General features: G+C 40.3%; 16 protein-coding genes and 2 pseudogenes. 9 read left to right on the top strand and 9 right to left on the bottom strand.

Features of this window, described 5'->3' with window-relative positions:
* Nucleotides 1–63: 63 nt before the first annotated feature.
* Both ABDZ97_RS04460 and purS read left to right on the top strand, forming a co-directional pair.
* Nucleotides 64–939: a CDP-alcohol phosphatidyltransferase family protein gene (locus tag ABDZ97_RS04460; protein WP_343785359.1), complete on the top strand. Its 876-nt coding sequence runs from the start codon at nucleotides 64–66 to the stop codon at nucleotides 937–939.
* Nucleotides 923–1,174, top strand: coding sequence for a phosphoribosylformylglycinamidine synthase subunit PurS (gene purS / locus ABDZ97_RS04455; RefSeq protein ID WP_343785358.1), 252 nt, complete (start codon nucleotides 923–925; stop codon nucleotides 1,172–1,174). Before ABDZ97_RS04460 ends, purS begins: the two co-directional genes overlap by 17 nt.
* Nucleotides 1,175–1,274: 100 nt before the next feature.
* On the opposite strand, the gene ABDZ97_RS04450 is transcribed toward purS, so the two are convergent.
* Nucleotides 1,275–2,825 carry an ABC transporter permease gene (locus ABDZ97_RS04450; protein ID WP_425542645.1) on the bottom strand — a complete coding sequence of 517 codons (1,551 nt, stop codon included), beginning with the start codon at nucleotides 2,823–2,825 and terminating at the stop codon, nucleotides 1,275–1,277.
* A 118-nt stretch (nucleotides 2,826–2,943) separates the two neighbouring features.
* On the opposite strand from ABDZ97_RS04450, the gene ABDZ97_RS04445 reads away from it, so the two are divergent.
* Nucleotides 2,944–4,185 (top strand): exo-beta-N-acetylmuramidase NamZ family protein, encoded by a 1,242-nt coding sequence (locus ABDZ97_RS04445; RefSeq protein WP_343785356.1) that lies wholly within the window; start codon nucleotides 2,944–2,946, stop codon nucleotides 4,183–4,185.
* A gap of 54 nt (nucleotides 4,186–4,239) precedes the next feature.
* Here the strand turns inward: ABDZ97_RS04445 and purE are convergent, their stop codons facing one another.
* The 3 genes from purE to ABDZ97_RS04430 all read right to left on the bottom strand — a co-directional run bounded on the left by purE (nucleotide 4,240) and on the right by ABDZ97_RS04430 (nucleotide 6,351).
* Entirely contained in the window at nucleotides 4,240–4,731 is a 492-nt protein-coding gene (gene purE, locus ABDZ97_RS04440; RefSeq protein WP_343785355.1) for a 5-(carboxyamino)imidazole ribonucleotide mutase, read from the bottom strand.
* Nucleotides 4,732–4,735: 4 nt separating this feature from the next.
* Nucleotides 4,736–5,878, bottom strand: a complete 1,143-nt coding sequence (locus ABDZ97_RS04435) for a 5-(carboxyamino)imidazole ribonucleotide synthase (RefSeq protein WP_343785354.1) — start codon at nucleotides 5,876–5,878, stop codon at nucleotides 4,736–4,738.
* Nucleotides 5,879–5,976: 98 nt separating this feature from the next.
* Nucleotides 5,977–6,351, bottom strand: a complete 375-nt coding sequence (locus tag ABDZ97_RS04430; protein WP_343785353.1) for a hypothetical protein — start codon at nucleotides 6,349–6,351, stop codon at nucleotides 5,977–5,979.
* A gap of 91 nt (nucleotides 6,352–6,442) precedes the next feature.
* On the opposite strand from ABDZ97_RS04430, the gene ABDZ97_RS04425 reads away from it, so the two are divergent.
* From ABDZ97_RS04425 to ABDZ97_RS04410, 6 genes and pseudogenes are all read left to right on the top strand, one after another.
* Nucleotides 6,443–7,045, top strand: coding sequence for a ribonuclease HII (locus tag ABDZ97_RS04425; protein ID WP_343785352.1), 603 nt, complete (start codon nucleotides 6,443–6,445; stop codon nucleotides 7,043–7,045).
* Between the two features lie 124 nt (nucleotides 7,046–7,169).
* The gene (locus ABDZ97_RS04420; protein ID WP_343785351.1) at nucleotides 7,170–9,377 is read left to right on the top strand and encodes a hypothetical protein; all 2,208 of its coding nucleotides are present in this window, start codon (nucleotides 7,170–7,172) and stop codon (nucleotides 9,375–9,377) included.
* A gap of 9 nt (nucleotides 9,378–9,386) precedes the next feature.
* Nucleotides 9,387–10,820, top strand: a pseudogene (locus tag ABDZ97_RS17655) (DUF5723 family protein); the annotation flags it as partial.
* Nucleotides 10,821–11,009: 189 nt separating this feature from the next.
* Nucleotides 11,010–11,597 (top strand): annotated as a pseudogene (locus tag ABDZ97_RS17650) (thrombospondin type 3 repeat-containing protein); the annotation flags it as partial.
* A gap of 24 nt (nucleotides 11,598–11,621) precedes the next feature.
* Nucleotides 11,622–11,966, top strand: a complete 345-nt coding sequence (locus tag ABDZ97_RS17645) for an OmpA family protein (RefSeq protein ID WP_425542647.1) — start codon at nucleotides 11,622–11,624, stop codon at nucleotides 11,964–11,966.
* 150 nt (nucleotides 11,967–12,116) lie between these two features.
* Nucleotides 12,117–12,926, top strand: coding sequence for a hypothetical protein (locus tag ABDZ97_RS04410; protein ID WP_343785349.1), 810 nt, complete (start codon nucleotides 12,117–12,119; stop codon nucleotides 12,924–12,926).
* Here the strand turns inward: ABDZ97_RS04410 and ABDZ97_RS04405 are convergent.
* From ABDZ97_RS04405 to ABDZ97_RS04385, 5 genes are all read right to left on the bottom strand, one after another.
* Nucleotides 12,913–14,049: a glycosyltransferase family 4 protein gene (locus ABDZ97_RS04405; protein ID WP_343785348.1), complete on the bottom strand. Its 1,137-nt coding sequence runs from the start codon at nucleotides 14,047–14,049 to the stop codon at nucleotides 12,913–12,915. The two genes, ABDZ97_RS04410 and ABDZ97_RS04405, sit on opposite strands and share 14 nt — an antisense overlap.
* A gap of 40 nt (nucleotides 14,050–14,089) precedes the next feature.
* Nucleotides 14,090–14,479 (bottom strand): HIT family protein, encoded by a 390-nt coding sequence (locus tag ABDZ97_RS04400; RefSeq protein WP_343785347.1) that lies wholly within the window; start codon nucleotides 14,477–14,479, stop codon nucleotides 14,090–14,092.
* The gene (gene greA, locus ABDZ97_RS04395; protein WP_343785346.1) at nucleotides 14,479–14,952 is read right to left on the bottom strand and encodes a transcription elongation factor GreA; all 474 of its coding nucleotides are present in this window, start codon (nucleotides 14,950–14,952) and stop codon (nucleotides 14,479–14,481) included. The genes ABDZ97_RS04400 and greA overlap by 1 nt, the downstream gene beginning before the upstream one ends.
* Nucleotides 14,953–15,026: 74 nt before the next feature.
* Complete coding sequence (locus tag ABDZ97_RS04390) at nucleotides 15,027–16,094, bottom strand: PorV/PorQ family protein (RefSeq protein ID WP_343785345.1); 1,068 nt, start codon at nucleotides 16,092–16,094, stop codon at nucleotides 15,027–15,029.
* 23 nt (nucleotides 16,095–16,117) lie between these two features.
* On the bottom strand, nucleotides 16,118–20,287 hold the full coding sequence (locus tag ABDZ97_RS04385) for a T9SS C-terminal target domain-containing protein (RefSeq protein ID WP_343785344.1): 4,170 nt from the start codon (nucleotides 20,285–20,287) through the stop codon (nucleotides 16,118–16,120).
* Nucleotides 20,288–20,295 lie beyond the last annotated feature (8 nt).

Genomic DNA, 20,295 nt, shown 5'->3' with positions numbered 1-20,295 from the left:
ACGTAAATTTAATGGATTGGTTCGTTATCTCTGTTATTTTTTCCTAATTTTCGCAAAAAAATTATGTTCTCACTCCCCAATATATTAACCGCCTCCAATCTCATTTGTGGAATCCTTGCGATCTTATTTTCCATGATGGGAAGAATTGACATGGCTCCCGTTTTTATAACAGCGGCTTTGTTATTCGATTTTCTGGATGGTTTTTTAGCCCGAAAAATGGGAATCAGCGGAGAGTTAGGGAAACAACTCGACTCGTTGGCTGACATGGTTACTTTTGGTGTCGTCCCCGGAGTACTTTGCTTTATTCTATTGATTATTAATGGTGGGGTTGAAATTACATCCCTACCTGAAAGTACGATCTCTTCTCCCTATCTGTACGATAGTTTCGGGATGTCTGTTCATACTATTATCTCATTCTATTTTGCTGATCTTACCGGAAATCCAATTGCGTCAGCTCCTTTTCACTTTTCAGGCACTACTCTTTATCTTCCATTCATTGCTTTGTTGATCCCTTTTTTCTCGTTATTCAGGTTAGCAAAATTCAATCTGGACACGCGTCAAAGTGATCGTTTTCTGGGACTTCCTACTCCGGCAAACACTTTATTCTTCATGGCAATCCCCTTATTCCTGTGGGATGCGTGGGGAGAAACCGGGTGGAAAGTTATTATCGCTGAATTACTGATTAAACCAACCGTTCTGATTTCATTTATTGTTTTATTTTCGCTGCTTCTGGTTTCTGAGATACCTTTGATAGCACTTAAATTCAAGCATTTTTCATGGAAGGGAAATGAGTTTCGCTATGTACTAATCCTCGTGTCAATTGTTTTATTTGTGCTTTTATCTTTCAGAGCTATTCCAATTATATTATTTTTGTACCTCATTTTGTCAATAACAGACAATTTTTTTGAAAAAAAGAGAAAACATGAAATTCAAGGCTGAGATAGACGTAATGCCACTGGAGGCGTTGTTGGATCCACAAGGGAAAGCTGTTTCTAACAGTATGAAAAATATTGGTTTACCTGAGATAACAGGTGTTCGTATCGGAAGACACGTCCGGTTGTTCGTTGAAGCTGATAATCAATCCGAAGCTGAAACAAAGGTGGAGGAAGCTTGTAAAAAACTTTTAGCAAACCAGATTATGGAGAGCTATGTATTTACTGTAGAAGCAGTTTAAATACACTAAAAATTTGTATCGATAAGTCGTTATGTCAGTGTACGTAACGACTTTTTTGTTTTCTTTTGGAAGCAATTCAACCGATAACAAAACACCATTCTTAAGAAAACTTCAATGCTTTAACAGGAGTAATTTTAGTGATAAAGTAAGAAGGGATTATCAGAGCGAATACACACACCACTATGGTTCCGACATTTAATAACAGCAAATGGAAGACATTGAATTCTATCGGAACGGCATTCAAATAATACACTTCAGGATCAAGTGGAATGATTTGAAAATACTGCTGCATAAGAGCCAAAGCCACACCGATTCCATTCCCCCACAACATTCCCCGAATAATCAGATATCCGGCCTGATACAAAAACACTTTTCGAATCAACCAGTTTCCGGCACCTACTGCTTTTAACAAACCAATAGCGGCTGTTTTTTCCAGAATCAATACCAATAAAGCTGCTCCCATTGTAATCACCGAAATAACTATCATCATGATTACGATGATTACAAAATTGATATCCAGAAAAGAAAGCCAGGCAAAAATATCCCTGTAGATTTCTTTAATGGTTCGAATTTCAACAGCCGTTCCCTTTTCCATACTCATCAGAAAAAGATCACTCTTCACCTCTTCGTCCAGTTTCTCCAGATCCTCCCAATTATCTGCCAAGACTTCATATCCACTGATGTAAAATTTAGAGCTCCCCTTTCCATCTTCCTGCTCAAACAAATACTCCCCTGTTCCAACGCGAATAGAAAACCGGAACCCTTCCTCGTCCAGGAATGTTCTTTTGATTCTGTCATCTTCCATAGCAACAGGACCGGAAAGAATATCTCCTTCAATTCGAATATGAATATAGGCCGTATCAGCAATAGTCGCCTCTTCCTCCTCCTCATAAGGTGAATAGAAATAATCACTGACAATAACCCGTATCGTTGTATCATGTAATGGAGCAATCGCAATCTTTGAAGAAACTCCAAAACCTCTACCCCAATCGTATTTATATTGTCCGTTCCCACCAATTGCTTCCGCTTCAAAAAGTAACCGATCCTGAAAAAGCGTATCTGCCAGACGAATGGATGCCTGTATTCCCCATCCACTGTTTATCTGTACACTTCTTAAATCAGCTATCACAATATCTTTATCAAAATCCTCTAACCCCGTTTCAAAGATTCCTACAACCCGAAAGTTTCGCTTTATTGGTTTATTCTGGACAAAAAATGCACCAACCTCTTCGTCCAATTCGAAACGCAACTGTTCTGCTACCCGTTTCGAAATCAGTATTTCGTTTTGCTTATCACTTCCGAAGTCAGGCAATCGTCCCGCAATCAAATTTTCATTAAAAAAACTCAGGTCATAGGTTGCATCAACCCCTTTAAATAAAACTCCTTTTATTTCCTGTTGGATTTCAAACGTATCCCGTCCTTCCTTCAATGTATAAAATACAGAATCAGGATCAGATTGAAAAATCCCGGGTTTATATCCCACCGGAAAAACTTTGGCTACATATTTGATAGTTTTTATTTCATGAAGCATTGCCGAGTCCAGTACCAACGCATCCGAATCAATAATGGAAGAACCTCCGGATTTCATGATCTGAACATGAGCTCCGTAGCCAATCACTTTATCTCTGACTTCGTTCTTAAATCCTGTCACAATTGATAATGTTAAAATCATGACAACCATGCTCAAAACGATACTTAAAACAGAAATTTTCACCACAGGACGCGAAACTTTTGTATTTTCTCGTTCTCCTATGCTAATTTTGCGAGCTATGAAGTATGCTGTATTCAATTTCCGACAAAGATTTTTACGAAAATACATAAACGTTTGTGCCCCGACCCTATTTTTTCTGATTTTCGTTCAATCCTGTACGGCTCAGACTAATCCGGCGCGAAAACATCAGGGATATGGTCCGGCAGCCCAACAAACAGCACCTATACTTCCCGGTGCTTTTCAAATGACAGAGTATCTTCCTCTTTTGGAAGGTAAAAAAGTCGGTATTACCGGCAACCAAACCAGTACGCTGGGAAAAACACATCTTGTAGATAGTTTGATCAGTCGTGGTGTTTCTGTTCTGCGTGTTTTTTCTCCTGAACATGGCTTCCGGGGCGATGCAGATGCAGGAGAATCTGTACAATCAGGAATTGACACAAAAACCGGATTACCACTTGTTTCGCTTTATGGGAAGAATAAAAAGCCGACAAATGATCAGTTGCAGGGATTAGACGTTATGGTATTTGACTTGCAGGATGTAGGCGTACGTTTCTATACGTATATTTCCACCCTACATTACGTAATGGAAGCCTGCGCTGAAAATAGCATTCCGGTTATTCTTCTGGACCGACCTAATCCCAATGCCGATTATATCGATGGTCCTGTAAGGGAAGAAGCACAAAAATCGTTCATCGGGATGCACCCTGTACCTGTCGTTTATGGAATGACAATCGGAGAATACGGTCAAATGATTAATGGCGAGAAATGGATCTCAACTCCTTGCGAACTTACCGTAATCCGCATACGGAATTACGATCACTCTGCTCCTTACTCTCTTCCGGTATCCCCAAGTCCGAATCTTCGTACCGATAATGCGATTGCCTGGTATCCCAGTCTCTGTTTTTTTGAAGGAACAATTGTTAGTGTGGGAAGAGGCACAGAAAAACCTTTTGAAATCATCGGACACCCAGATTACGACAAAGGAAAATACACTTTCACTCCTTCTCCCGGCTATGGATCAAAATCTCCAGTTCTGAATGGTCAACTTTGTCGCGGGATTGACTTTAGTGATTCGATAGCCCCACGACACCTCACCTTACAACCTGTCATTGATTTCTACCGTGAAACAGGAAAAGGGAGTGCCTTCTTTCTCAAGAACAATTTTTTCGATCTCTTAGCCGGCAACAAAACCTTACGTCAGCGCATTGAACAAGGATGGAGTGAAGAGCAGATTCGTTCCGAATGGCAGGAAGATCTTCGCCAATTCAAAGAAATAAGAAAAAAATACGTATTGTATTAACCAGAAAGAGCGCATAAAAAAATGCGCTCTTCCACAAAAACTATTGGTCGTTTTTTATTTCAGGTCTTTTGCTGAATCCAATACTTTTTCTTTGAGTTCTTCCATATAACCCGACAAAGTATTCAACACATCCGGATTGGATGCTCCTATAATCTTAGCTGCCAAAATCCCTGCGTTTTTAGCTGCATTTAAAGCAACAGTTGCTACCGGAATTCCATTTGGCATCTGAAGAATAGATAAAATAGAGTCCCATCCATCAATAGAGTTACTCGACTTAACCGGAACTCCAATTACAGGTAGTGGTGTAAGTGATGCTGTCATCCCCGGAAGATGTGCTGCTCCTCCCGCTCCTGCAACAATTACTTTAATTCCTCTTGAGTGCGCATTCTTTGCATAATCAAACATTAACTCGGGTGTCCGGTGTGCAGACACAATATTAATCTCGTAACCGATTCCAAATTGATCAAGAATCTCAGCTGCGTCTTTCATTACCGGAAGATCTGACTTACTTCCCATGATTATTCCAACTTCAATCGCCTTACTCATATTATTAAGCTTTTACTTTAACTATTTCCTGTACTTTTCTTGCTTTATCTACGGCTTCCTGAAGCAGCGGTGCCGTTGCGGTTACATGTCCCATTTTTCGATAAGGTTTTGTTTGAGCCTTACCATAAATATGAGCCTTAACACCTGGAATTTTCATCGCATCTTCTAACCCTTCATATTTCACGTTTCCTTCGTAACCGGGTTCTCCAAGCAGATTCACCATTACTCCGGGACGCAACATTTTGGTACTTCCCAAAGGTAAATTCAAAATAGCTCGCAAATGCTGTTCATACTGAGATGTAACATTACACTCTATTGTGTGGTGTCCACTATTATGAGGTCGGGGAGCAATCTCATTAATCAGTACTCTTCCGTCCTTTGTTACGAACATCTCTACAGCTAATAAACCAACCATTCCAAGTGCTTCAATTGTTCGTCGGGCAATTGAAATCGCATCTTCCTCAATCGCTTCGCTAATCTGCGCCGGAGAAAAAAGGAACTCTACCAGATTCACTTCCGGATTAAACTGACATTCAACAACAGGAAAATGAGAGATTTCACCGTTTTCATTTCTCGCAACAATCACTGAGATCTCCTTCTCAAAATCAACAAATTTTTCCAACACAGAAGGCGCATCAAACGCTTTATCCAAATCAGAAAGTGTTTTAAGTGCCTGGACACCTCTCCCGTCATACCCTCCTACACGCATTTTCTGCATGAAAGGAAACTCCTGTTCATATTTGCTGATCTCAGCTTTATTCTCTACCAAATAGTAAGGAGGTGTCGGAAGATTATTCTCTTTGAAAAAGTTTTTCTGTACCCCTTTATCACGTACCGTTTTCAACACGGATGGCTGAGGGAATACTTTTTTCCCTTGTCTTTCAAGCTCTTCGTACGCCTCTATGTTTACATTTTCAATCTCTACGGTAATAACATCTTTGTCTTTACCAAATTCGAGAACGGCTTCATAATCCAGAATATCATTATTCGTAAACTCATGTGAAAATCGCGAACAAGGTGCAGACGGATCTTTGTCCATCATACACAATTTAATGTCATAGTTAACAGCTTCCTGCATCAACATACGCCCCAGCTGTCCTCCACCGAGCACACCTACTTTAAAATCTTTGCTATACCAGCTTTTCATCTGTTTGTAATTCGTTACAAAAATATCGGCAAAGATACATTATACCGAGCTGAAATGAAAGCCAAATGAAGGAATAGAATACGTTAGAATGAACCCGATTAATTGATTAGCCAGTTGACAAAATCAGTTGAACGAAGTATCTCCTTCCCCAATAATACTTCTGAAATGTGATTAGACGTTAAAAATCGTTCTACCACCTTTACTGACATTCTGGATTTATCTTTGAAACGGATTTCAGCCTTGCCGGTTTCGGGATAATAGACCACATCAAAGTAACTGATGTAGTATTGTGCGTTTCTTCGCACCTCACCTGCATCTATATCTTTATTGAAAAAGAATTCCAGATTTCCGGACTCCACCTGCTCCTTCACCATCTTTCTGTCCATATCCACTCTTACCTGGTGCTTTTCCTGCGCCATTGTCATAGAAATACTACCTACGATGAATATCAAACCTACCAATATCTTTTTCATGACAATTCGTTTAATCCGTGATTAAATATACTACAAAATCACCAAAAATCGCGCCAAAGCTTACAAATATTACTTACTTTTCGTGAAAAAAATGCTTGCATCTTATTTTGAAGAAGGAAAGATTGAAGCCGGTTGTGATGAAGCTGGAAGAGGCTGTCTGGCTGGTCCGGTAGTCGCTGCTGCCGTGATATTACCTCCCACTTTTCAAAATGAACTTCTCAATGATTCAAAACAGCTTACGGATAAGAAGCGTAATGCGTTGCGTCCCATTATAGAAAAAGAAGCTCTCGCATGGGCCGTTGCTTTTGTCGACAATCGTGAGATCGAGGAAATTAATATCCTGAATGCTAGTTTTGAAGCTATGCACAGAGCTATTGTATCCCTGGCAATTAAACCCGAATTATTGCTTATTGACGGAAACCGGTTTACACCTCTTGACGGATATCGGCATGAATGTATTATCAAAGGGGACGGAAAGTTCTTATCCATTGCAGCAGCATCCATACTGGCAAAAACTTACCGGGATGATTATATGAGTTCCATCCACGAAGAATTTCCGCAATATGGCTGGGATAAAAATAAGGGATACCCCACTAAAATACATCGGAAAGCCATTAAGCAATTCGGAACTTCACGATTTCATCGGGAGACCTTTAACCTGTTGGGAGACGAGCAGCTACTTCTTGATTTGTAAACGTCCGCAACACCTCTTTTTCTTTCTGTTTTCAAATACAGATTGTTTATAGCTCTTTTTACACGAGGAAGCATTAACTCCTGAAAGTTTTAACTTTGAATGTTAAAGTACATCTCTGTAGATTATGAAAACTAGATTGTTGTTTACTCTTTTTGTCACCGGAACACTCTTCTGGATCGCTTATTCTTTTTTTCTGATAGAAAAACAGCAACAAACAGTTTCTATATCCACCTTTTTTTCACCGGAACAACCCGTTGTATTTATCAACAGAACAGACGCCTGTCTTCCCGAAACAGAAATTACGGTTAATTCGGTTTCTCTCCTGAAACAGATAAAAACACAGACATCCTTACTTTGGAAATCTGTTGCTGTACAGCATTTTCCGGATAATACTATACGAATCGTTCTGGAAGAACAAGCGAATAGTAGAGAAGACTCTATCCACTCTTTTTTAACTAATCTTGGATTAACCACAACTGATTTTTCTCTGAACAAATTATTAGAGACCGAAAACTGGAAACTTTTCCGGACAAATGGTTTTGTCCTGCTTACGAATGCAAAGGAATTAAATGCAGTACCTACCCAGGATAGTCTTTTCTCTCATCTATTATTGAACAGAGACAGACAGTCCAATTATTCCATCATCACCAAAGACAAAGCTTCAGATTATTATTGTCATAACGGCTACAACAAAGAATTTATCATCGAAAACCGCAAAGATCAAAAACTGGCAGCCCCGGTATCTGATTTAGATTTGTATGGCGTTCTTCCTGAAAAAACCGGACAATTTTTGTTCATTGAAAAATCCTTTTTAGCAAAAAATAATGACAAATGGAATGATGAAAAGCTTCTGAGTTTTATTGACCGCGGTGTAGTATTTACCGAGTTTTCCGGAAATACAATCATCTATCTGGACATCCCCGGTAACTACGTTCCGCAGGAAGTCATTCAGGAGTATGTTAAGGACAAAGGTGCTCTGAACTCTTCTATTATCCGATTAGACCATACTATTGGAGAATTTACAACTCCTTATGCAACCGCATTGGAAAATGTGCTCGTACTCAGTAAGAGTAAAGATGCACTCGAACAAATACGACTGCTATATCAAATGGGTACTGTTTTTACTTCTACCTCACAATTTGAGCAAATCCGTCGTATGGGAGCTGAAAAAGTGCACTATCGCTGGTATCATGTTTCAGAGAAAATCATGCCGTTTGAGATTCCGGATATGAGCGGTGATTTTGGACATGGTGTTTATAAAACAGAAACTGCGCAACTCCATATTGCTTCAACACGACTGACTCAAAATGGTGGAAATACTTCTGACAACTCATCCGTCACTTCTTCAACAGGAAAAATAATCTGGAATTTCACTTTGGAGAACAAAAACAGTCGCTTCTTTCAGAATGCTTCCTCCGTATGCGTATACAACCCGGATAAAAAAACAGTTTCGATTGTAGACAGAAATGGAAAAGTTGCCACCTGGTCTCAAATGAAAGGGAACATAAAAACAATACACCCCATGGAAAACGGATTCCTTGTAGAACAATTCGACCAGTTGTTCTGGATGTCTGATTCGCCGCCCTACGACAAAAAAGCAATTGCATTCAAAGGAGCTATAGCCAGTACAATCGCTCCTTATATCTGGAAAAATGTTCCTTCTATTGGGTTGATTTCCGAAAACAGACTGTACCGGATTTCGCTCAAAGATGGCAGTAAAGAAACCAATAACATTCCTCAATCCCGTCAGATCACAGAAGGACAACTCCACGCATTTAATCACGAAGGTGATTTATGTTTTGGATTATTCACCGATTCTGTTTTTCACATCTATAACTCCAAAAAGAATAATTGGCGCACAATTGAACTGGAAGGAAAGGTGAATTGGTCTGCCAAAATAAACGGGAAAGTACACTACCTGATCTCCAAATCCAACACGACGGAGTATCGAAGACTGTTTGAAGATAAGCCAATCGGATCCGCAAAAATTAATGGCAAATTCTTCCGAACACAATATTCAGGTAATACAGATCCCCTCTTCTTATTTATTCAGGGAGACACTCTGACAGCATCTACAGCTACTTTCTCGCGTTTCATCACCATTCAAACGGATGTCTACAAACCTGATTTAGCAGTAGTAAGATATTTTGGCAATAACAGTGACCAGATTATTGTGCTGGACGGCGTGAAAAATGAAATGATACTCTATTCTCCTTACCACGCTTCTCATAGTGCCCCTGTCAGGATCAAGGCTTCACAATTTCTTAAATTGACTGGCAAGGATAAAGTGATTACATTTGTTGATGGACAACTACTTATGTACGCTTTATAAAAATAAACTATGAAAAAAAGATTACTACTATTCGCTTTGCTGGTGACGGCATTTGCGACCTCTACCCTTACTGCACAAAGTTATCTGGGAGTTCACAGCAGTAATTACGGCGGTATTATGAATGCGGACTTACAACCAGCATCTATTGTAGACAACCGCTTTGTTGTAGATATTAACCTGTTTAGTGTAAACACTAGTGTCTGGCAAAATGCAAAATACTTTGACACAGGTAATATGCCAAAATGGTGGGCTAAATCATTTAAAGCAGATGAAGCTACGGCTTCTAACTCCGGCGGAGTCGTTGAAGGAGGTTCAAATCCGTATAACGACTGGATGCTTCCTGATTCCACTTTTTATGAGCGAAATTTTTTCTCTCTCTCAAATCCGGGAGGAAAACCTCGTGGAATGATCTTTTCCAATCAAATTGATATCCTCAACTTTATGTTTCATATTAATCCGAAAATTGCAATCGGATTTAGTTTTAAAAACAGAGTAAACGTAAGTTTAACCAATGTTTCACCAGAGTTACTTCGTCTTGCGGAAACGGGATTAGAAGACGAGGATTTATGGCATATTGAACTGGAAGATAATTTCCTTACGCTGAATACTATGGCTTGGAATGAGTATGGAATCAACTATGCTCAGGTAGCTTATGACAAAGAAGAGCATTTCATAAAAGTTGGTGGACGTATCAAATTTCTTCAGGGAATTGCAGCCGGATACATGCACACGGATGCTTTCCGTTACGAATTGTACAACGCTGATACATCGTATACACTTCAGGGACGTTTTGACTATGGCTATTCAAAGAACTTTGATCAGTATCTTGGAAACGACAATTCGAATAACACGGGAGGAAGCTCCTCTCTACTGGGTGATATGTTCAAATCCAATTCTAAATTGGGAATCGGACTTGATCTGGGGGTTGTGTATGAGTGGCGTCCCGACTGGGAAGAGTATAAATATGATATGGACGGGGAAACCAACCTGTGGCGAAGAGATAAAGAGAAGTATAAAATCCGTGTAGGAGCTTCTGTACTCGACATCGGAGGAATGAAATTTGAAAAAGGAGGATATTCTAGGGATTTCACTGTAGACGAAACTAACAAATTATACGATCTTACTATTTTCAATGGAGTATCATCTCTTGAAGAATTTGATTCAGTAATTGTCAATAATTTTGATGTAGATGAAAGCGACCCCGGTACTTTCTTTATGAACCTACCTACTTCAGCCAGTATACAGATTGATTATCATATCTGGAATGATTTTTATGTGAATTTTACAGGAATTTTTAGTCTGACCAGTAAAAAGAACCCACACAAAGTGATTGTTCCACATCAGTTTGTGTTAAACCCAAGTTATGATTATAAATGGTTTGGTCTTTCGGTACCACTTTCATACAACAAGTATTCAGGATTTAAAGCCGGGTTAGGAGCCCGACTCGGACCTATAACTATTGGATTTACGGATTGGAATTCACTGTTGGCCACCGGAAAGGTACGTGGAACAGAATTTTATATGGGGCTTCGTGTTCCAATCCTTTACGGACGACCTAAAGATGCGGATGCCGACAAGGTTTCAGACAAAAAAGACGAATGTCCGGAAGTACCCGGAGTATGGGCTTTCAGAGGGTGCCCTGACACAGATAATGATGGAATTCAGGATACGGAAGACGAATGTCCAACAGAACCCGGACTTGAAATCTTCAACGGATGCCCGGATACAGATAATGACAGTATTCCCGACAAGGATGATAAATGTCCGGAAGTGGCTGGTTTAAAACAATTTGACGGATGCCCTGACACAGACGGTGATGGGATTCAGGATCAGGAGGATGAGTGTCCGGAAGAAGCCGGATTAGCTGAATTTAACGGATGTCCGGATACGGATGGTGACGGTATACCTGACTTCAAAGATGCTTGCCCTGAGGTAGCCGGACCGACTGAACTTGACGGATGCCCGGATACGGATGAGGACGGAATCCTTGATTATCTGGATGAATGCCCGACAGAAGCCGGACCTCGTGAGAATAACGGATGTCCATGGCCGGATACAGATGGTGACGGAATTCTTGATAAAGATGACAAGTGCCCTTACATTGCAGGACCAGCAAGAAACCAGGGATGTCCTTATGAAGATACAGATGGCGATGGAGTAATCGATCTGGAAGATGAATGCCCGAATACTGCCGGACCTGTTGAAAACAAAGGCTGTCCTGTTCTTGAAAAAGAAGAAGAAGAAATTCTGAAAACAGCATTTGATAATCTTGAATTCCTGACAGGGAAATCAGTTATTGTTGAAGAATCTAAGCCATCTCTAATTGAACTGGCAGGACTTCTTAAGAAAAAATCAGAATGGAAACTTCAAATTGCAGGACATACCGACAATGTAGGTAAAGCACAAAGTAATCTTGTTCTTTCTAAGAAGCGTGCAGAAGCTGTTCGGGATTTCCTTGTTGAACAGGGAATTGAGTCCGACCGTATGAATGTATTATACTTCGGTCAGACACAACCTATCGATACAAACGATACGCCTGAGGGAAGACAAAGAAACAGACGTGTAGAAATGACGATCATTTTTAATTAAAAGATATTTCTCTTCTATGAGAACGGGTACTGGATTTCAGTACCCGTTTTTTTGTTACTTTTCCTGAGTTGAAGCATTATCTTCTTAAAAACGAGTTTTTGGCTATCTTTGAAAACGAGAAGAGTACTAATTTGTAAGCATCATACGATCATGAAAAAACTAATTCCTGTTCTTATCCTGTTCTTTCTATTTTTTTCCTGTGAAGACAAAAAGCGAGCTGTCCATAACGCAACTTCGCAAGACACTACAGCACCAGAAAACCAGGAGTCCGGTTCTACTTCGACAGAAGATTATGACCTTAATCTTTGGGTGTCGGAGATCGATGCTGAAATAGAGAATGAGGAGAAAGCAGCATACTCTTTACAATTTTCAAATGAACAAGAGGAAGTACAGGCTATTCTCTATTATGTTGGTGAAACTCCTTCAAGATTGGACGAAAAATTTTCTGATTATGTAACTAAAACATATGGAAAACGCTCCTACTACCTCATGAACGAACAACTTGTCGTATCCAAAGAAGTGAAGGAAGAACTATTACCGGACTCGACTTATCAAATGCGGGAAACAATAACATTTTATGAAAATGGAATGGCTAAAAAATCACAGACCAAAGTTGCTCCGTATGAAGAAGAGTTAATCTACAGTGATTACACTGAGATTCCCGTAACAGCTCACCCCTTTAAAAACACCCTGGATGTTCTGAATAGAGAAGGAGATTATGAAACCTACTTTTTAGATCTTGTCGAAACCAGTACTTCTACCTTTATACTTCTGTCTAACCGACAGTCTCCAAAAAAAACGACAGCTTTGATGTTAGAGTATCGTGATTCTTTTGCGAACGAACTTCTTCAAAACAAGAAAAAATATATTGGAAAGAAAGTAGAAGTTGAATTCGAAATCGCCAGTAACCAGGGAATGACTTATCAGGCTTACAGAGGAGGAAAGTTTAGTGTGGAGTAAGCAAATTCATCATAACTTCTTCCATCTTATGTGCTGTAGTATCCCAGCTAAATTCCTGACAACGGGACTTCCCGGAAGCAATCAATTGTTCGCGTAGCTTCTCGTCATTCTCAAGCCTTTTTAATGATTCAGTTATTGATGTTTCAGAAAATGGGTCACATAGCAGAGCTGCCTCTCCCGCAACTTCATGACACGCCGTGTTTTCTGCTACCAGTACTGGGCAATTGCATTGCATTGCCTCGACTATTGGTATTCCGAAACCTTCAAAATACGAAACAAAAGCCAATGCTCTCGCCGAACCATAAATATCACGTAACTCATGAATATCAACGTGACCAGAGAACACAACCTTTTCTTTATTTTGCATGGCATTAAGTGCCGCTTTCATTTCCTCTGACCAATAATAAGCTGCACCAACAATCAACAAATGTGTCTCTGAACCGGTTTGTTCTATAAAATCGTCATAAGCCTTCAATAAGCGCTTCAGGTTTTTTCTTGGATGCAATGCACCAACAAACAGAAAAAACTCATTAGAGGCCGTATATTTTAGCTTTACACGCTCTTTCACTTCACTACTTACAGGAGTAAAAATAGCTGATGCGCCATTATAACCCACCGTGATTTTATCAGAAGCAATACCATAGGTCGTCCGGATGTCTTCTTTTGAAAACTCAGAAACAGTCAGAATATGTGCTGCCTTCTCTGCAAACTTCGGGAAAAATTTACGTAAATACCTTGAGGCGCTTTTTGGTAAATCGTTTGGAAAATGCTCAAAATTCAAATCATGAATAACAGAAACTTGTGGAACATTCGTCCGCAGGGATAAATACCCATCCGGTGAAATGAATAGATCTATAGCATACTTTTTCAAAGCTCGGGTTACTGAAAAATCAAACCAGATTCGAAATAAAATCGGATGCCTTGCCGGTGGATATAATACAACCGGATGTACATTATCAGCAAATACAAATTTTGTATCAAAAGGCCGATCAAAGAAAAAGTAGAATTCGATCTCCGGATGCCTGTTTACAAGACGTGAGATCGTCTCATAGGTGTACCAACCGAATCCTTCCAGTTTCCCCTTTAACAAGAACCTCGTATTTATCGCAACTCTTTTTTTCACCGGTAGCAAATAAAAAAGGTTCCGTGAACGGAACCTTCATTTAATTTCCTTTTACACGATCAGCAATTTCTGCTAACTTTTCCTGTGTTAACTCTAATTTCGGACGGCTGAAATTCATATCATCAATAGCATTGATAGGAATAAGATGAATATGTGCATGCGGTACCTCAAGACCTATGACAGAAACACCAATCCGATTGCACGGAAAAGTAGCTTTCAGCTTAGCCGCCACTTCTTTGGCAAAAACCATCATTTCACCGAGCATAGTATCCTCGATATCAAAAATATAGTCTACTTCACTCTTTGGTATTACCAAAGTATGCCCCTCCTTCAAGGGCATAATATCCAGAAAAGCAAGGAATTTGTCATTCTCATGTATCTTATGACACGGGATTGTACCTTCCACTATTTTTGAAAAAATGCTCGCCATTATCTTGATATTTCGAGTACTTCAAATTTAGTAACACCTGCAGGAGTTTGTATTTCAGCAATGTCACCTACTTTTTTCCCCAATAAACCTTTACCAATCGGAGAGTCGACCGAAATCTTCTTTGCCTTAAGATCCGCTTCATTTTCAGCAACCAATGTATACTCCATCTCCATTCCATTGCCTGTGTGTTTAATCTTCACTTTGGATAGAATCAATGCTTTCGAATTATCCAATTGCGACTCATCTACTACACGAGCATTAGCTATAATCTCTTCCAGCTTTGCAATCTTCATTTCAAGAAGTCCCTGTGCCTCTTTTGCAGCATCATACTCTGCATTCTCAGACAAATCTCCCTTGTCACGAGCTTCCGCAATTTGTTGCGAAATGGACGGACGTTCGACAGTCTTCATTTGGTGAAGCTCATCTTTAAGCTTCTGTAAGCCCTCTTCAGTATAATAACTAATCTGTGCCATATCAATTCACTTTATACAAAAACAAGAGAGCCCTAACGAGCTCTCCTGTCCAACAAATATAGTAAATAAATTTATTACTTCAAAGAAATTGTAGCTCCAATAGTATGGATAGGACCAAATGGAGAAGACAATCTTACAGCGTACTCAATTCCTATTGCAGATTTGTTTTTACCAACAAGTACATCAACCGAAGCTCCGGCAGTCAGACCTGTTAGCGCGTTTGTACGAGCTGTTTTGCTAAAGCTGTTCTTTTCAACTACGTATCCTGCACGAATACCGAAAGCAGCTTTCTCAGCAGTAAATCCGTAATCAAGACCTAGTGCATACTGATCCGTAGAGAATGAGTTTGCCTGAAACGAAGCTGCTACGATTAATTTATTTCTTTCACCAAACAAGAAATCGTAAGAAGCACCAATATTCAATGAAGATGGCATTTCGAATGAAGCAGATCTTTGCTCAGTAGTTGCACTTCTACCTGTTTCAATGTAGTTCACCTGTGTAGCTAATCCATCTCCCTTAAAACGCATCGTTGGTCCAACGTTTTTCAACGCAATACCAAACTTAATCTGATCTCTTTCACCTGTAACGTAACGAATACCCGCATCAATTGCTACACCAGTAGCTTTCAAGTTTGCGATTGACTCGTTAATCACTTTCAGGTTAATCCCCCCGTAGATTGAGTTCGAGAACTCACGGGCATATCCCACATTGAAGATATTATAACGTGGTGTAAAAGTACCAATTCCTCCTTCAGGAAGGTCAACCGTTGTGATGTCAATCTCTCCAAACCCGAAAGACTGAATACTCACTGCGATCACATCCTGATCCGAAATTCGCTGAGCAATACCAGCAGAATTTACATTAATTCCGGCACCACCTAACCAGTTGGTGTAATTAAACTTTATCTCTGTCTTATCTGTAAAAGCAAGACCTGCGATATTCGTATAGGTAGCTTCTAACCCGTTAACATAAGAGATTCCGGACGAACCAGCACCTAAACTACGTGCCCAAGGATTGATCAGTAACTCAGTAGCTCCGGCAGAACCAACGCGATCTTCATTACCTGCGTTAACCCCGGTTGCAGCTAGAATAGCTGCCCCGGCGATTAATGATTTCTTAACTATATTATTTAACTTTTTCATGGTCTCCAATCGTTTCACTGATTTTACAAGTTTTCAAGATCCGGTTGTCTGATTCCTCCGAACCACTTCAAGATTTTCTCTCCAATTCCTGGTACTTCCACGTGAATGATATAAACACCACCAGCAACCGGAATTCCTTTGAAGTTTTTCAAATCCCAATCCAAAGAAGTAATCGGACTATCTTTATCAAAGGAGTTGATCAACTTACCGCGTACATTGAAAATCTTAATATTACATTTCTCAGGAAGATTTGTAATCTTAATTCTTGCATCAAGACGATCACGTTCGTACTGAGAGAAAGCATAATAAGGGTTTGGCACAACATTGATCATCTCTAATGCATCAGCTAACGCCTGATCCTGATTAACCATTGTTGCAATACCATCCATGTTCCACTCGAACATCGGTCTACCCGCATTCTCATTAGAAAGAACCTTGTCTTCAAATCTCTTCGAAACTCGCATTCTAACTTTAGCCTCTGTTTCCAACAAGCTTCTGTCCGGAGCAAGCATAGGATACATAACCCACATTACACTCTTCCATGCCTCACGGATCGCAGTGTTATTGTTTCCACTCAATGCATCGTAGAAGTCTCTTCCTTCATCGTAAGCTGACATTCCGGAACCGTTGATGTCTTCTCCGATAATGTAAATTACGTGCTGACCACCAAATACTGCATTTCCAACGTTGTCATAGAACTGAGAAGATGGATTCCATTTCATATCAGTACCATTCTGACCTCCCAAGAAAGAGTTCTCGGCAAATGCGATATTCAAACGACGACCGGTTTCTACATCAATTGCATAACCTGGGAACCATCCCATTCCGGTAGTTGAAGTCAAATCACCTTCAGCAGCATTGTATCCTGCCTGACCAGCAGAAAGACCATTTTTATCAACTGAAGCCTGTTGTCTTGTTTTCGATGCTGTCGCTCCACCGATTGCCAAAGTTGGCTCCTGACAAAGCTCTACAACAACTGATCTTGTCCATTTTGACTTATCTGGTGTAAAGACTACATCAACTCCACTTGCTGACGCCATTCTTGATTGCGTCTTAGCCTGTGTAATATTTACTGATGCATTGTTAACTACAGGAGCGGCAGGTCCACAATCTCTTACAAGACAGAAGTGTGTAATTGTACCTCCCAAAAGGCTTTCATACAATTCATCCGGGTCACGTCCCTGATTATCATTCCAACATGCAGGATCGTTATCCTCATCTTCTACTTTTCCTGAAAGAATCCAGTTCTGAGGTCCAAAATCATCTGTATCCGGAACTCCGACCAACCATGCTTTACTTGAATCAGCGAACTCAAGAGTTGCTTCCAATGGCTCAGTTACAAAGTTGTTAGGAGCCGGAGAAGCGTAAACTGTATAGTTCTTCTGTTCAATTGTAATTGACACTCCCCATTCAGGAATAATCTGCTCATTACCTACTGCAATTGTTCGATCCGATCTAACAGAGTCAATAATTGCACCACCTTTTTGTGTATATCTGTATACCACCCAGTTTGCTGTATCAATACTTGCAGTAGAAGTACCATACTCAATGAATTTCAATTCATAGTGTCCAGGTGTTACATTAAGCGGGTCAACTACTTTTACATCAATTGGACCAGCATTTTGCTTATAAATAGGTCTATCTACAGAGTTGTTTGCTAAGATAGATTTTACTGTCGCATCTGTAAGATCTGTAGACAGTGCCATGTTCCCCCATCCATCAAGACGTGTTATTTGAGGCATTGTTCCATAACCAACAAAGGCGAAAGTACCTCCTCCTCCTGGCATTGGGTTGTGAGGAATTCCTGAAACACTACTAATAGCAGTTCCATCATAGCTCAAACGTGAGCGGATGTATGGCATTTGCTGACCATCTAATTTTGTAGGGTCAGTAGGGTCATATTGCTTAAACTCATTATGTGCATAAGCTACAGCGATATAATAGTAGGTCTTATGGTTAACAAGAGTTCTGTCACCACTAGCAAACTGATCCTCAGTAATACTAAATGTATGACGAATTCCTTCGTTAGCACCATCTACTTTCAATACCGGTTTTGAAACACCTAATTCTTCATCGAATTCATAGTTGATCATTCGGCTAACTTCATTGTTAATATCACACTGAACAACCAAACGAGCCTGATCAGAGTCCTCAAGATCTGCTACTGAAGTAGTTCCATCTTTCATCTGATAAATCTGATAACCTTCAAATCTATAGAACTTATCATAAGGAGTTTCACCAGGAACATCAACAATATTGATTTTATCCTCTTCTTCGTATGATTCATTTACGTTGTTTCCTGAAGGGTTTGAAATCATCAATACCAACTCATTCTCCAACTCCTGAATCGTCAATCTAGGAGCTGTTGGTGGCTCAAGAATCTGGAAACAGTTATCAAATAAAGCCTGCGCTTTCGTATCAGCACGGAATAACTCACGTACAGGAGCTTCAATATCTGATTCAGTACTTCTTGCGTAAACCACACCAACTGTAATGTTATTTACTGCTCCAGGGCGTAATGTAAATGGTCCTGCAGCCTGAACAAAGCGACGGTCACCAACAGGGTTTCCTGTAGAAGTTTCAGACCATGGTGCTTGTGGAGAAGAACCAGGAGTACCCCATCCTAGAGGATCCGAATCACCTGGGAACATATAATCTGTAATAACGTTAGGGTTGTTTCCAGCAGTTCCTGCGTTACCACAACCTCCGTATGTCATACGCTCACCATTCTTCCAAACTCCGTTCATCAAACGGTAGAAATCTACAGCTGAAACAGGGTCATCTGTTACACCTGTCTGTGAACACCCAAAACCGATACGTGAGAACGAAATATATCTTTTCATTCCATAACGTTCGTTATCAATTACACCATCTCCGTATCCTATACCTAATCCAGTATAAACGATACCGTTATCTAATCTTGCTTCAGCAACTGAAGGAGTTGTTGCAACAATAGTTCCGTCAGGAAGTGTATCTCTTGATGGTCCAACGTTATCGCGTCCATCATCATCCTGATAAGGTCCTTCAAAGAAGTCAATACCTACAGCAGGAGGATTGTCTTCATATCCGATTGATCCGTTACAGCTAGGATCGGTAATTGTTCCGTTATACGCGTATCCTAGTCCACGAGACACGTCACATCCAGCATAATCATTTTCTGAACATCCCACATCCGTATCCGCATACTTCGCAAAATAAGTATCCTGAAGTGTTTGCGTTCCTCTGTTGATCATTTCATAGTTGTAGAATGTCATCTTGTTCACTTCATCTCCTGTAGCAAACGAAAATGCCTGTGCGCGGATTTCCATACCAATCGGGTCACCACCTGTCTCTGTGTGAATATTCCCTTTATCATTAAATACCCACCAATGCGTTTCGTCACCAAACAAAGTGATACGACGATCGTTTCTACAATCTACTTCCTCTTCAAAGTCATACCAAGGATAATCACCATCAGCGATAGGATTGTATATCCCATCTTTGTTTCTATCGTAGAAAGGAGCCAGGTAATAATCCTGTCCAAGAGAAACATCTCCATGAGCCGGCCAGTTTATGATACGGTCAAGTACCTCCCCAGGAACAACAACCGGTTCAGGACAAGCCTCCGCATCAACATTTTCACAGTACCACCACATATTAAAGTTTGATACTTCTGATTTTCTGATTGTAAAGAACTCATCAAAAGCCAAACAGGTCTGTGCAGTAATTGTAGCCTCTCCAAAAGGGCGTGTTACATCACCATATACAGGTCCCGAAGGGTTATAATTTCCTGAGTTAGGATCTACTGTAAGAGGTCCTGTCCAGAAATCACGTCCCTGAGTACCGAATAACTGAGCAGCTAGTTTAAGCTGACCGTTAACGTCAGTCCCCCCCATCCAAAGTGCTCCTGCAAAAAGAACAGAAGGTCCTGTTGGATTGTCCTGAGATGGTTTTGGAACCTGATAAGCAGCTCTGTTATTATTTCTATCCTGCCACATCATCCCACCTGTTTCAATAAGTGCGCGCACATCATTGAACTCCATGAAAGTTGATTCTGTAGGAGGCACACAGTTTGCAGCTTTGGTAACCATTAGTTCTCCGTCGCCATTACCTCCTCCTTGCTTATTAGTAGCCGGAGGATTCCAAGCCATCACACCACCGTAGATCCCAAGGAACAACGTGGTTAAAATACTTATTTTCATATACTCTCTCATAACTAAAT

It is taken from the genome of Wandonia haliotis (assembly GCF_039523435.1).
Lineage (GTDB): Bacteria > Bacteroidota > Bacteroidia > Flavobacteriales_D > Crocinitomicaceae > Wandonia > Wandonia haliotis.
The sequence above is the reverse complement of the archived record's forward strand: the minus strand, read 5'-3'. Positions and strand labels throughout refer to the sequence as shown.